The sequence below is a fragment of the Proteiniborus sp. DW1 genome, from assembly GCF_900095305.1.
In the GTDB taxonomy this organism is placed as follows: domain Bacteria; phylum Bacillota; class Clostridia; order Tissierellales; family Proteiniboraceae; genus Proteiniborus.
This window is the reverse complement of sequence record NZ_FMDO01000003.1, coordinates 126061-140116: the sequence shown is the minus strand read 5'-3', so window position 1 is coordinate 140116 and position 14056 is coordinate 126061. Positions and strand designations below refer to the sequence as shown.

The window sequence follows — 14056 nt, the reverse complement described above, 5'->3', positions numbered from 1 at the left end:
ATAAAAAAAGCCCCATTAATAGAGCTTTTATAAAACATTATTTTTAGATGTCAGTGGCAGAAATTTTATTGATATTCTATATTTATTTTCTTGTATATTATTATAAAAATTCTTTCTTATTCTATTTCCTATTTTATTTAAGCCATCTTCCTTTGCCTTATGTAGTATTGCTACTGCTTGACTATCGTTCCATAGTGAAAACACATCACCTTTACGTAAGGATTTTTCTAGCACCCTTGTCATGACTTTTACTGCATTTTTTATGTCTTTTTCACTATATTCATCATTATCCTTAGGATCTAGTGTAATAAGACCAATAAAATCTGATACTTCGTCTCTTAATCCTTTTCTTTTTTGAAGGTTAAGTAAAACCTTGAAAGTATCTGAATCACATAATAGTGCACCCTGATAATTATCTTCCTCTAGTTTTTCCCTTATACCATCTATTGTCACTTCTTTTTTCTCGCTGTAGTAGCCTTTTATCTTTCTGTAGATGCTTTTAAGCCTCAAAGAAGGACTAACCCTCATCTCTTTATACAATAATGAGGTTATGTACTCGTAATGATCCAACGCTTCTTTAATAAATCCTAGCTTTAGCATGGCTTCCATTAAGTATATATGGATTATTTCTTCATAAGGTTCCATATTAATAGCATCTTCACATAATTCTATAATACTACTATATTCTTCCCTTCCCTTTAGGATTTCTAAAAGCTTAAGTAGGGTTTTAATATATAATCGATTATAATGATTTCTTACAGGGACAAGCCACATTTCATATGAGTTATCTGCTAAGTATGGACCGTTATATAACTTAAGTGCTTTTTTATAGAGTTCTATTGCCTCATCAGTTTCTATACTATCTCCTTTTTCAATATAATCATGAAATTCTTCAGCATCAAGAATAGCTTGTTCTCCTAGTTCAAAGCAATAGTATCCATTGGAAAATTTAATTCTATAATACTTAGTTGTATCTGCAACATCTGGAAGTATTTTATCTAGCATTTTTTTCAATCTAAATATCTGTAATCTTAGTGCACTCCTAGGATCGGTATACTCATTATCCTGCCATAAATTTTCTACAATGGATTCGGGCAATAGCTTTTTACCTCTAAAGGTCAATAAATACTCAAAAAGCCTAAATATCTTATAGGATCTGTTCACTCCTTCAAGTAGAGATTTCCCATCCAATCTTATATCAAAGTATCCAAAAGTTTTAATATATAACACTTTTACTTCCTCCTAGCAAAACCAGCTACATTCTCCTACGCTCAATTATATAACATAATATAACATAAATGAAATTTTATTTCTATATAATGTTTTTTTTACATACAACTATAATTATTCCATTATAAAATATATTTATTTATGTACGTAGATATCAAAAGCCTTTGCTACCATGCAAGTTATTTTTGTGACTGCTAAATATCGAATAGCTAGACAGGTATTCCAAAAAATTTTATGCCTCCAAAGGGTAGTATAAGCACTATCCTTTGGAGAGCTTTACATATTGATTAAATGATTTAAGCATCATGTACTAAAACGTTAGTGTTCCATTCTCATCTTTTATTATCTGTAGTATTTGTTCTTCTTTTCCGTCTAGTGCGTTTATATATACTATATAATCATTTTCCTTATATTTTCCTTTAAATTCGTAGCATAGCACTTCTTTTGAACCTTTTGGAATTATTGCAAGTCTTACACTATCTATATTGAAATCTAGTCTGACTTTATCTCTAGCTTCTTCTTGGGTTAGTTTTGGAGTCTGTATATCTCTATCATGATGTGCATGTAGATAAGCTGCAGCCTCAAAACCCACTATTTCGCCATTGTCGAGAGCTACTTTTACTTTTATTAAGTCGGGGTATATGGTTACATCATTATCTGTATAAGTGAAATTAAATAGCCCTATTCCATCATATTTAAGTGAATAATTTGATTCCATGTTTTTATAGCCTTTTTCCTCTAGGAATTTTAGTGCTTTTTCTTGAGCCTGTTTCATGGATAAACTAATATTTTTTACACTTCTTATATTATTCATCCATACTATGTGACCTCCCTGCTTGCTTACACTTATGTATCCACTGATGTCATTTGCCCTATTTCCTCTAGATACACTAAATGTATGAGAAGGTATTTTTGCGCTCTTATCAAGCTGTTCACCTTCTTCAAATAATATTAGACTCCAATTCTGCTTATTACCTAAAAAATCCTGGGCTATTTTTCTGGCTTCCTCCACACTTACTTTTTTATTATCCAAACCTTTAGGCTTCATATTCATAATTTGGTCTGAGAAAGGCCCATCATAAATTAGCTCTGGATATTCTGTCATTGTTTCTTCGAATTTAACTAAGCTTGTATTTAACATATCTTCATTTGTCTCTCTTAAACCTGTTTTTTGCCTTCGTTCTACCCTAGCTAGAGTCATATGCCCTTTTACTAGCTTATCTTGTATTGTTGCCAATTCTCTTGTTAGGTATTGAGAATAGTCTTGAAGCTTAAATAACGATTCTCTTTGTTTACTATCTAAGTCATTCCCATTTAGATGGTCTTGGATAAGAGAGTAGCTATAGTCAGCCACCTGAGTTAAGTACTTTTGGGTTTTGCTTATATCGCTATGACTTACCGGTAATTGTGAAAGTTTGTCTTGGGCTAAAGTCGCCTGCTGCATTATTTGTGTTAGCAATAATACGTTTTGTTCTTTGGAATCAGATAAAAGAGCCTTTGCCATAGCCACTTGAACATTAGCTACGTGGGCTTTTGTATCATGAAATAATCTTTGATAATCATTATTTAAGGCTGTTTTATAATCATTTTTTAGCTGGTACTGATAGGCACCCCAAGCACCTACTCCTAGAAGCGCTATTGCTAATATGACAATAGTTATTCTTCTTCTGTTCATATGCTTTCACCTCCTTAGTTTCCAAACCAGTGCTTACCTATTTTTATGACTACTTGTCTTGACCATATCCACTTACTAGTAGCTGTTGCAGGATTCCAATAGTAGTTGCACCCATAGGTTGGGTCCCAGCCATTTAATGCATCTCTTGCAGCTTTTATAGATTCTGCATCTGGCTCTAGATTTATCTGACCATCTGCTACTGCTGTAAATGCTAAGGGCTGATAGATAACCCCTGCTATGGTGTTCGGGAAGGAAGGGTTTCTAGTCCTATTGAGAATAACTGCACCTACGGCAACTTTTCCTATATAGGGCTCTCCTCTTGCCTCTCCATGTATGGCCTTAGCTAATAAATATACATCTCCTTCTCTGCTAAGCCCTGTACTTGCTTCTTCTGCTGCTGGAGAAGCTAGTGAAATCCCTATAGCCCTTGCTGTCGCTGGCCCTACTACCCCATCTTCATTTAATCCGTGAGATCTTTGAAATCTTCTTACTGCCCTATATGTGTCTGCCCCATATATTCCGTCAACTGCGCCTGCTAGATATCCCCATTCTTTAAGTCTAGACTGCACTTGCCTCACTTTTTCTCCTCGTGAGCCCCAATATAAATTTCCTTGTTGTAGTTCTGAGTATTTTCTTGTCTGTACTGAGTATATGTTTTCGTTCATATAAAGGGTAGCTGCAGTAAATGTTATTATGATTAAGATGCTTAATATTAAAACTATTTTCTTCAAACTTATCCTCCTCTCCAATGATGTATAGAATAATTGAGATTGGTCTTATTTTCTGTAAAAGTAGTCAAATTTATGCAAGCAATTTGAAGTGGTGTAAAAATATGAAGAGAAAAAGCTGACGGACATCTAATGTCTGTCAGCTACAAATATCTTTGCAAATTGGACTTTTCCTTTTTCAAATAGCTCTAATAGTTTTGATTTTAGGATAATTGGTGTTTCTTCTGGGCCTTTGGCAGTTATTATTATATTAAACTCTTCTTCTGTCAAAAATTTTTTAAGCTCTTCCTTAGTTTTTTCATCTGTTAATCCGTTTGTTATATCTATGAAGCATAATGGTGGAAACATTACACACCACCAGTTTTGTCCTTTCCCTTCTCCTATAACTACTCTTAGAGCCTCGTATTCTCCAGCTGGTAATGTAAATCCACCGTAGGATTTTGTCGGAAAATTGTGACTGTCTAGTGATACTGCTACCTCATATTCCTTTCCATTAAGCTTTATTTCTTCTAATGCTATTTTCTTAATTTCTTCAATATTTTCCTTTACTATTTCTCTAGTTTCATCTATAGATTTTGAATTTCCTAGCCTATCATTCATTTCAGCTATTATTTTATCCCTAACTTTTAGCTTCAACTCTTGATCTTCTGGTGAATCACTATTCGCTAATACATGCAACCTTATTAGCTTATTTTTAAATGCATAGCTATTATTGCCTGAGAATATGTAATTTACAAATACTATAGTTGCTATAATGGTCAAAATGCTAGCAATCATAAGTCTTCTCTTGTTTTTCATAAACTTCATTATCTCCTCTCCCCTACTATTTATTTCAAGGACGACCGATGGAACCTTCTGCAGATGCAAAAAGAACCGTCCCTAATGCATCTTCCTTTGTCTTTCTTTATATCTAAGTATTAGCAATTATTGATTATTTTAAACATAAATTACTTAGTCATTCCAATTCTTCTTAAACTTGCATCTACATTGACTTCAAATTCTATATTTGGAAATATTTCATCCCAGTTATCCTTAACCTGATCCCACAGGTCTGGTCTATATTTTCTTATATATCTTCCCAAACCAATAGCATCTACTTTAAACTCTTTTTGCAGTTTCTTGAATGTTGATTCTATTTGTTTTTCCATTACGTCTTCTACATGATTTTCTATTGCCATTATATTTTTCTGATCTGTCATCTCTTTCTTTGCCCCTAATTTATACTGCTGGATATAGCCTTCTGTTTCTATATTTGCTATGTATTTGATATTGTCACCATCTGTTGTAATGTGACATTTTGTTTTAGTATTTGTGATAACATAAGGCACTACTGTATTATCATGCTCTACGTTGACTAAAGAGGTACTTACTCTATCCATTAGAAACATCATGGAAACATTTTCAACCTCTCCTAGCCACCCTATTAGCTTAAAATCTTTTATTATTGCTGAACCAGCTACCTTTACCTCTCCTTTACCCGGAATGGCTTTTGGCATAAGTACGTCTCCACTAAAATAAAGTTCAGTTAATACTTCCTCTAATACCATATCGTTATATCTTTCTGAGCCCTGTTTTTTCTCAACAATTTGATCTATTAGAAATCCAGTCACAGGCTCAAGAGGGTCCTCTATCTCTATTATTTCCTTTGCAGTTCCTTCTACTACTAGGACGATAATTTTTCTACTTAATTGTTCATGCCTGCCTAGATTATCAAATATTTCTCTCATATAATCTTCATTTCTTGCCACTTCCTCTCCTATAAGAACTACTTTTGTATGTCTAAATGTAAAATTTGCAGTAGTCCTAGTAGATAGCTCTCTAGTAGTTTCATAGGGATTGTTGCTTACGCTCGACATAATAATCCTTGGCTTTTCGCTTGTAGGGCTTTTTCCTATTGCTCTTAAATCTGGAGCAGAATATGTAACTATAAATCTATCCTTCGGTGTTATTTCACCTCTTTCTACCTGCAGTTCAGCTCCTTCTGTAGGGTGCTCCTCTCCTTTGTATATATCTATTCCCATTGTTGAGATGAAAAAGTACTGATTTATTTCTATTAGATCCCAGCATCCTGTTAGTAAAATTGGCATACATAATATAATAATTAGCTTACATGATGTTCTCATTTTTCTTTGCTTCTCCTTTCTTTTTAAATACTGCTAAGACATACAACAGCATAGGATAAGCAAGTGAAGCAAAAGTTCCGAAGACAAAAGTGAATATCTGTACATAATCATATACTTGTACTACGTTTCTAGGTATTAGAGAAACAAAATATATTATAGGCAAAAGAGGTAATGTAAAGTACTTATACTCTTCTACCTTACACATCTTTCCTATCAGTACTGATGCTCCAAATATGGAAGATATTAGTGTAGTAAAGGCTATAACTATCCAAATAGCCATGATTATACCTTCTACGTTCTCTACAAATGCATTTGGGAATTGAATAGCCTTAGACAAGGATAAAAGAGGCCAAAGTTGTACTGCAAGTCCCTTTTCTCCAAATCTTGCAAGTGAAAAAAAGAAGGACAATAAATATAAAATGGTGATTACTACAATTGCACCAATATTATATTTCATTGCAGACTCCGGTTTTTTTGAGTAGTACATATATATTAATAAAAATTCTATACCCCCAAAGGAGAAAAAAATAGTTGGTATTGATTTAATTATTTCCATAGGGCTTGCCCCTAAAAATGGTAGTAGGTTGGTAAAGTCCAAATCTGGTAATATCACAACACCTAAAATTGACAGTGGAATGACTATAAAAGGTATTATTATAATTGAAAATCTTGCCATGCCTTCTATACCACTTCTAACTGTATAGACTGCTGTCAATATAAAGGTTACTATGGTAACCTCTATAGGTGTGGAAAATAGTAGAAACATCTTGATTACCTCACCAAATATCCTAGAAACAAAAGCACCATGCCCTAGTAAATGTATGATTATTATTACAAAGGATACATATGCAAGAGGCCTACCCATTAACTCACTACTTATATCAAATAGGTTTTGTCCTTTATACATAGCCATCAGCCTTGTCATCATAAACACTAATATGGATGATATTCCTCCCGTTATTATTAATGCTATCCAACCTGTAGTTCCTAGCATTTCTGCTAAGGTACTAGGTAGCGACAGAACTCCTACTCCGATTACTGTATGAATCATAAGTATGGCAACCTGTAAGTTAGATATCCTATTATCTGTCCCGAACATTTTTATCATCTCCGTTTTCATTCTGTTCTTCATAGACTAGTCTAATCTCATCCTTTAGATGTGTTAATTTTTGTCTTTCCCTCATTTTAACTAATGGTACTTTTATAACCGTATCCTTCAAATCAGAAACTGTTCTTCCCAATGTAGTGAATGGTGTCATATAGGGCACTCCAAAGCTAGTTAATTTAACTAAATGTGTAGTTATTATAATAAGCCCTAAAACTATTCCGTATAGACCAAGAATTGAAGCAAGAGCCATCACCACAAATCTCAATATTCTAAAAGCTGATGCAAACCCAAAATTTGGTATCATAAATGAAGATATTGCTGTGACAGCTACTACTATAACCATTAGGGGACTGACTATTCCTGCCTCTACAGCTGCTTGCCCTATTACAAGACCTCCTACAATACTTATGGTAGTTCCTATAGGTCCTGACATGCGTGAACCTGCTTCTCTTAAAAGCTCTATAGTTATCTCCATAATAAATGCCTCTATAAAGGCTGGAAAAGGCACATTTATTCTGCTTGCACCTATATATAGTGCAAGCCTAGTAGGTAATAATCCAGGATGATATGAAACTAAGGCAATATACAATGCAGGTCCTAGCAGTGAAATAAGTACTGCTAAGTATCTAATTATCCTTGCTAGAGAAATTATTGGCCACCTCTGGAAGTAATCTTCTGGTGCTTGTAAAAATGTCATCATTGTAGAAGGAACTATTAGACAAAATGGTGTATTATCCACAACTATTACTACACGCCCTTGGTAAAGGGCAGATGCAGCTGCATCTGGCCTTTCTGTGTTTTCCATCTGCGGAAATGGTGAAAAATGATTATCCTCTATGAGCTGCTCAACAAAGGCACTTTCAAGTATGGCATCTATTTTAATCTTTTCTATTCTCTTAATTACTTCTTTTACTAGATATGGATTTGCTATATCTTCTATATATAGTATTGCTATGTCTGTCTTTGACCTCTCTCCTACCTGTGCATTTTTTAGCTTCAGTTTTGGATCTCTTATTCTTCTTCTGATGAGTGCCGAATTGAATCTAGCAACTTCAACAAAACCATCTCTAGGTCCTCTAACTACAGTCTCTGATTCTGCTTGGCTTACACCCCTTGTTGGCGGACCTTTTGAGCCTATTATGATTATCTTATCGTATCCACTTATTAATAAAGCTGTGTCTCCTGACAATATGCTAACTACAGCTTCTTGCAAATCATGTACAACTTTTATTTCTGTAGCTGAAATAGCCCCTTCTTTAGTGATTTTAAATAACCTATCTTTTACATTTTCAGGCTCTACTTCTCTTACTTCAAGCATAAGAGGCTTTAACACATAATCATTGACTAACTCCTTATTTGCTAGTCCATCTATCTGTATGGCAACAAATTCTTCAGATTGCTCTACTCCAACTTTAAAATCTCTAAAAATCACATCATCACAATCTTTGAAAATCTCTTTTAGTTTTTTTACGTTCTCCTCTAGATATTTTGATGGTGGATTTTCTTTCTTGGTATCGCTTTTTTCTTTCTTCATGCTATTTTTTTCCTCAACTTTCTTATTTAAGAATCTATGGAAAAAACCCATACTTGTGCCTCCTTAAATGATTCTGCCTATTATGTAAAGTAGTGATCCTGCTATCATATATGCTATACCTATAGCCATGGCTAACTTAGCGTCTTTATTCTTTCCTGATTTTTTTAAGTTTTTTCTATCTATTACTAAAACAAATAATCCGACTAAGACTATAAAAATAATAAGAAAACCATTTAATAAAGGTTTTATACTAAAATGAATAACTTCACTAAAAGTCATTTATTAATCAGCCCCTATAACGAATGAACTATAAGTATAATGTTTACCAACAGAATACATTTTATGCAAAAAAACACAGAACACATTTTCTAAATGTGTTCTGTGTTTTTTTGCATGTATTTTTCAATTAACTTTATGTGCTCTGGTTTATCTATATCATTTCCTATTTCAGCATAGTCTGATATTATGGCTTTTGCTCGTATATTTAAAAGTCTAGATGCTCTATTCTCTATCTCATCTATTGTAAGTTTTCCAATTGCAAGCTTTATTAGAAACGGTAGACCTAATACTTTACTCATTTTTGCTGGACTTTTTCTATAGCTTATCATTTGTTCAGCTATGTATATGCACCTGTCTAATACAGCAGGATTTAGCATAAACAGATTTCCCCCTGTAAATTGTCCTTCCCTTAGAGTGGCATAGGTTCTTTTAGACTCTGGATAGGCTAGCTCACAAGTGATTCTATTTATTATTGGGTAACATGCATCTGCTTCAGTTTCCAAAGCTTTTTTCACAAAATCCTCTACTGCTTCTGATGTTAGAAGAGGTATATCACAGGTAGATATAAGAAGCATGGAATCTTCTCTAAAATGACTTACTCCAGCCTTTATATTATCAAGCATACTACCATTTTGATCTATAAGGATATCTATCTGGCTATCTATCCTACTAAGCTGAGCTTTATCACCTACTAGTGCTATTTTGTCTATACAGTTAGCTGCTTTCAGTGCATCTATGACATATGTTATCATCGGCTTATCATGTAGCTTAATAAAAGCTTTGTTGCTTATGTATTCTAAATTACCTTTTTCACTTCCTGCAAGAATTATACAATTTATCATATCTTTCATTCCTTATTTAATTTTTAAGCTATCATTTTATAATTTATCTTTTATATGAGATACTATATGCTTTTCAAGATTTTCTATATGTTGCTGTGCATATTCATTTGCTTTGTCTGGATCTCTACTTTCTATAGCATCTAGAACCTTTTGATGCTCACTTGCAAGATATGTTGTCATATTGTATTCAGTAAAATAAGTTACTCTAAATCTTTGTAACTGTTCTCTTAAACTTTCTATAATAGATGTTAGTTTTTTATTTTTTGCAGCCTGTAATATGGCTTCATGAAATTCCGTATCCTTGTTTATCATTCCTTGTACATCATTTTTTTCTATGCACTCTTTAAACTGTGCCGCCTTTTCTTTTAATACTTCTATCTCTTCTTCACTAGCTCTAGTAGCTGCAAGAGATGCAGCTAAGCCCTCTAAAGATGATCTAACCTCTAATACATCTACTAAGTCCTTTAATGAAACATCTGCTACATAGGCTCCCTTTCTAGGCTCCATTATTAATAAACCTTCAAGCTCAAGCTTTCTTATGGCTTCTCTTACTGGTGTTCTACTAACTCCCAGCTTTTCTGCTAATTGTACTTCCATAACCCTCTCTCCGGGCTTTAGTTTACCATCTATAATAGCTTCTCTTATTGATTCAAAGACTATTTCTCTAAGTGGTTTATAGTCATGTAAACTTAGTTTATCTAAATCTATATTCATCAACGCTTCCTCCTTAAACAGTTTTTGTTGATAAAACTGTTTTAATACTGTACTTTAAGTTTTCTTCACATTTAGCTAGGTCTGTTGAATCACTAAATATTCCAAAGATAGTTGGTCCACTACCACTCATAAGACTTCCTAAAGCTCCATGTGATATCATTTGCTCTTTTATCTTATTTAGTATAGGATTTTCCTTTATTGTTACCCCTTCTAGTACATTCTTCATCTCCTTAGCTACAAGCTCGGTATCCCCTTTTTCTATGTACTTTAGCATATTTTCTGTGTGTGGTCTATCTGTTATTTTTTCTAATTTAAGATTATTGTATACATCTGCAGTTGAGATGTTCAAGCCTGGATTTGCAATCAATATAAGCCTATCAGAAAAGCTCTTAAGTCTAGTTAGCTTTTCTCCTATACCTTTTGCTAAGGCTGTGCCTCCCATGATACAATAGGGTACATCTGCTCCAATTTTCAAGCCTATATCCATTAGCTGATCTTCTCTAAGGTTTAGCTTCCATAGGGTATTTAAGCCTTTTAAGACTGCTGCTGCATCTGTGCTTCCTCCTGCAAGTCCTCCAGCTACTGGTATGTTTTTCTCTATATAAATGTGAATTCCTTTATTTATATTAAATTTTTTCGCCATTACATTATAAGCTTTGTACACTAGGTTAGACTGATCTAATGGAATTTCCTTAGAGTTAGAAGCTATTGTAAATCCTGCATCTCTCTCTTCTATTGTAATGACATCCTTTAATGCTATTTGCTGCATTATCATCTCTAGTTCATGATAGCCATCCTCTCTTCTTTTAAGTACATCTAATGATAAATTGATTTTTGCATGGGCATCTATTATAATTTTTTTCATGATGTTCTCCTCTAATTCCTAACTAATTCGCTATTCTCAATGAAGCTAAAAGCTCCCATAAAACTTAAGGTAGTACAAATAGGCTTTTCAATAATAAAAAATCTTCTCTATATATAGTATAATATATTCTACATACAAAATACACAAAAAAATAAGCCCAAGGTTTCCCTTAGGCTGCTTTTCATTTGAATATTTAAGGCTCTGCATAAGTGATCAGCATAAAATCCTTGATTTTAGCTATCTCATTAAAATTCAAAGTTTACATTCTTTTCGATTATTATCTTTTCGCCTGGCATTATGTTTTCAGGAGAAACTATATCGTTTGTTTTTATTAGGTCTTCTACTGTAGTATTATATCTTTTAGCTATATCCCATATAGTATCATCTTTTTGAACTATATATATTGTGATGCTAGGTCTAGAAACTCTATCTATGGTTTCTCCTGTGTCCACAGCTTCTGTGATTATGTTAATTTTCTTAATCCTATCTACTGAAACATAATTACTTACAGTAGCTTCTAGCTCTACTTCATGACTATTTATTTTCTTATAGCTTATATCATCTAGGATATTTTCAACCTCTAGTTCAAGTTCATCACTTACTTGCTCTATGTCTACATAAGCCTTGTATGGAATCTCTTGTCTTGTATCTTTAATTTCATCATTCTCTTCTACTTGATATAGCATATCTACTTCTAATAGTCCTTCAATAATCACTTTCCCTTCCATTATTTTATAATCAGTGATTAAGGACCTTCCACTTATATTGTATATACTCTTGATGATTTCATTGCCTACCTGTAGAGTTCCTTTTATGGTTTCCTTTGAAGTGCTTTGGCCTATGCTTTCTGATACTATTACTTCCCGTTTTTTAATATCAAGAATCTTGTTAGTAGAGTAAGTATCTACTGCTACTTCTTTTTCTACCTGCCTATATACTTTTGCATTAATCTTTACTGTGGATTCGATGTCTATGATTCTAAGAGCTCCGTTAATATCTTCTTTAACTTCAAAGTTTGTATCATATGAATTAAGCTTTAATCCACAGTCCATATCTTTTTGAGCACCAGGTAATTCTACAAAATGTGTAAATGGTATTTCGTGATTAATATAGTTCACCTTATTTTCATCATCATCACCAAAATACATAATTGAGCATGCTACAACACCTGCTACTATAGCCTTATCTTCTACAACCTTTGTCTCTTTTTCAAACACCTTCGTGTCTATTCTAAGAACATCTATAATATCTGGCATATGCTCTTCTAGTTCAAAAGCTTCCTTTACTAATGTAGATGAAGTGTTTGCTCCCATTACATCATTGTACCTTATGCTTTCCTTTAGGACTTGTATTCCGTCTAACCCTTTAATGTCTTTAATGATGTCTATCGTATTATCATGAATTGCTTTCCCTATAAGTGAAATTACTGTTTTTACTGATATTGATGTGTCTCCGTCTTGTTCATAATCAATATGTTCAACATTCGCACTTATATCTGTAGTTGCGCCTTCGTTTACTCCTTCAATCTCTATTTCTTCTCTAAAATCAGTCCTTGCATCTAAATTATGTACTGACTGTAGCTCATCGTCTGTACTATATAAGACATTGAAGTTTACTATTCCATTCACAATAATTTTTCCTTTTGCAGTTTTTGTGCCTGTTACCTCTACGTCCCCATCTATTTTCAGTACCCTTTTAATTTTGGGCTTGGCTTCTGGCACCCTTATTTCTCCTTCTACTAGTGCTTGTATCTCATCTTTTCCTATCACTTGGTCTATCTTAAGTAAATCCTTGATAAGTTCAACTGCCATGCATTTCCTCCTCCCTTTGTTTGAGACTTTAAGTTAACTTAAAACACACACTAATATATTCCTATGCAAAATAATATGTTATAATGTCCCAAAAAATTACTAATTAAATTAACAAAAATTTTATTTATTTAATTCTATGTCCACAAAGAGAGAAATAGAAGTCGAAATAAATAAAGCATGAACAAAGTAAAAACAATCCTCTGTTCATGCTTCTTAAGTAGATTTATTATGTTGAAAGCTACTTTTATTCTACATATGTAAATAGTATTATTTAGATGCCTATGTTTCTGCCTCTAACATTTTATTCACATATGTAGGTAATGCAAATGAGCCTAGGTGAATATTTGTGTTATAGTATTTTGTATCAAGCCCTATTTGTCTCCATCTCTCTCCATTAAAATCTCTAGTTGGATGGAATTTCTTAGACGAAAAACCTAAAATCCAATGACCTGATGCATAAGTAGGAAGATGACATTGAAAAACCTCTACTATAGGAAATACTTTTCTTAGCTTTTTAGTAGCCTTTATCATTTGCTCTGCTGTATCTGCGTAGTAGGGACTTTCGTTTTGATTTATTAAAATCCCCTTGTCTGTAAGTATTCTGTAGCAATCTTTATAAAATTTTGTGGTAAATAGACCTTCTCCTGGCCCTATAGGGTCAGTTGAATCTACTATTATTAAGTCGTATAAGGCTTTTTTATCCTTTACAAATTTTATTCCATCCTCTATGTAAAGGGTCACTCTTTCATCATCTAGTTTGTTTGACGTGAAATCTAAGTATTTCTTAGCTGCATGCACTACTTCTCCATCAATCTCAACCATATCTATCTTTTCAATAGAACTGTATCTAGTCAACTCTCTAACAACCCCACCGTCTCCACCGCCTATGACTAAAACATTTTTTATGTCTGGATTAACTGCCATAGCCACATGGGTAATCATATCATGATATATGAATTCGTCCTTTTCTGTAACCATTAAATAGCCATCTATGACTAAAACTCTACCAAATTCATAGGTATCTATCACATCAATTTTTTGAAATTTGCTTTTAGTTGAAAACAAATGCTCCTTTACCTTCATGGAAAACTTAACGTATTCAGTGTGATCTTCTGTAAACCACAAGTCCATAAATATCTCTCCCTTC

General features: G+C 33.3%; 13 protein-coding genes. All 13 read right to left on the bottom strand.

The genetic code is table 11. The features are described from left to right. Positions 1-27 precede the first annotated feature (27 nt). Positions 28-1230 carry an AfsR/SARP family transcriptional regulator gene (locus DW1_RS00815; RefSeq protein ID WP_074348635.1) on the bottom strand — a complete coding sequence of 401 codons (1203 nt, stop codon included), beginning with the start codon at positions 1228-1230 and terminating at the stop codon, positions 28-30. Between the two features lie 310 nt (positions 1231-1540). Next, positions 1541-2905 (bottom strand): germination protein YpeB, encoded by a 1365-nt coding sequence (ypeB, locus tag DW1_RS00810; RefSeq protein WP_074348633.1) that lies wholly within the window; start codon positions 2903-2905, stop codon positions 1541-1543. Between the two features lie 14 nt (positions 2906-2919). Next, positions 2920-3636, bottom strand: coding sequence for a spore cortex-lytic enzyme (gene sleB, locus DW1_RS00805; RefSeq protein ID WP_242942412.1), 717 nt, complete (start codon positions 3634-3636; stop codon positions 2920-2922). Positions 3637-3762: 126 nt separating this feature from the next. After that, complete coding sequence (gene spoIIR, locus DW1_RS00800; protein WP_242942411.1) at positions 3763-4440, bottom strand: stage II sporulation protein R; 678 nt, start codon at positions 4438-4440, stop codon at positions 3763-3765. Positions 4441-4580: 140 nt separating this feature from the next. Next, positions 4581-5756 carry a Ger(x)C family spore germination protein gene (locus DW1_RS00795; RefSeq protein ID WP_074348630.1) on the bottom strand — a complete coding sequence of 392 codons (1176 nt, stop codon included), beginning with the start codon at positions 5754-5756 and terminating at the stop codon, positions 4581-4583. Then, positions 5740-6855: a GerAB/ArcD/ProY family transporter gene (locus DW1_RS00790; protein WP_074348628.1), complete on the bottom strand. Its 1116-nt coding sequence runs from the start codon at positions 6853-6855 to the stop codon at positions 5740-5742. Before DW1_RS00790 ends, DW1_RS00795 begins: the two co-directional genes overlap by 17 nt. Continuing rightward, positions 6839-8449, bottom strand: coding sequence for a spore germination protein (locus DW1_RS00785; RefSeq protein WP_074348626.1), 1611 nt, complete (start codon positions 8447-8449; stop codon positions 6839-6841). The genes DW1_RS00790 and DW1_RS00785 overlap by 17 nt, the downstream gene beginning before the upstream one ends. Positions 8450-8461: 12 nt before the next feature. Further along, positions 8462-8677: a CLC_0170 family protein gene (locus tag DW1_RS00780; protein WP_074348624.1), complete on the bottom strand. Its 216-nt coding sequence runs from the start codon at positions 8675-8677 to the stop codon at positions 8462-8464. Between the two features lie 89 nt (positions 8678-8766). Further along, positions 8767-9519: a nucleotidyltransferase family protein gene (locus DW1_RS00775; RefSeq protein WP_083605435.1), complete on the bottom strand. Its 753-nt coding sequence runs from the start codon at positions 9517-9519 to the stop codon at positions 8767-8769. Between the two features lie 36 nt (positions 9520-9555). Beyond that, the gene (locus DW1_RS00770) at positions 9556-10233 is read right to left on the bottom strand and encodes a GntR family transcriptional regulator (protein ID WP_074348622.1); all 678 of its coding nucleotides are present in this window, start codon (positions 10231-10233) and stop codon (positions 9556-9558) included. 13 nt (positions 10234-10246) lie between these two features. Then, entirely contained in the window at positions 10247-11098 is an 852-nt protein-coding gene (gene ispE / locus DW1_RS00765; protein WP_083605434.1) for a 4-(cytidine 5'-diphospho)-2-C-methyl-D-erythritol kinase, read from the bottom strand. Positions 11099-11343: 245 nt separating this feature from the next. After that, positions 11344-12909, bottom strand: a complete 1566-nt coding sequence (locus tag DW1_RS00760; RefSeq protein WP_074348620.1) for a DUF3794 and LysM peptidoglycan-binding domain-containing protein — start codon at positions 12907-12909, stop codon at positions 11344-11346. A 279-nt stretch (positions 12910-13188) separates the two neighbouring features. Next, complete coding sequence (gene speE, locus DW1_RS00755) at positions 13189-14040, bottom strand: polyamine aminopropyltransferase (protein WP_074348619.1); 852 nt, start codon at positions 14038-14040, stop codon at positions 13189-13191. Positions 14041-14056 lie beyond the last annotated feature (16 nt).

Coding starts and splice junctions, on each gene's coding strand:
- DW1_RS00775 (WP_083605435.1), bottom strand. CDS start 9,519: ATGATAAATTGTATAATTCTTGCAGGAAGTGAAAAAGGTAATTTAGAA.
- ypeB (WP_074348633.1), bottom strand. CDS start 2,905: ATGAACAGAAGAAGAATAACTATTGTCATATTAGCAATAGCGCTTCTA.
- ispE (WP_083605434.1), bottom strand. CDS start 11,098: ATGAAAAAAATTATAATAGATGCCCATGCAAAAATCAATTTATCATTA.
- DW1_RS00785 (WP_074348626.1), bottom strand. CDS start 8,449: ATGGGTTTTTTCCATAGATTCTTAAATAAGAAAGTTGAGGAAAAAAAT.
- DW1_RS00770 (WP_074348622.1), bottom strand. CDS start 10,233: ATGAATATAGATTTAGATAAACTAAGTTTACATGACTATAAACCACTT.
- DW1_RS00790 (WP_074348628.1), bottom strand. CDS start 6,855: ATGTTCGGGACAGATAATAGGATATCTAACTTACAGGTTGCCATACTT.
- speE (WP_074348619.1), bottom strand. CDS start 14,040: ATGGACTTGTGGTTTACAGAAGATCACACTGAATACGTTAAGTTTTCC.
- DW1_RS00780 (WP_074348624.1), bottom strand. CDS start 8,677: ATGACTTTTAGTGAAGTTATTCATTTTAGTATAAAACCTTTATTAAAT.
- spoIIR (WP_242942411.1), bottom strand. CDS start 4,440: ATGAAGTTTATGAAAAACAAGAGAAGACTTATGATTGCTAGCATTTTG.
- DW1_RS00795 (WP_074348630.1), bottom strand. CDS start 5,756: ATGAGAACATCATGTAAGCTAATTATTATATTATGTATGCCAATTTTA.
- DW1_RS00760 (WP_074348620.1), bottom strand. CDS start 12,909: ATGGCAGTTGAACTTATCAAGGATTTACTTAAGATAGACCAAGTGATA.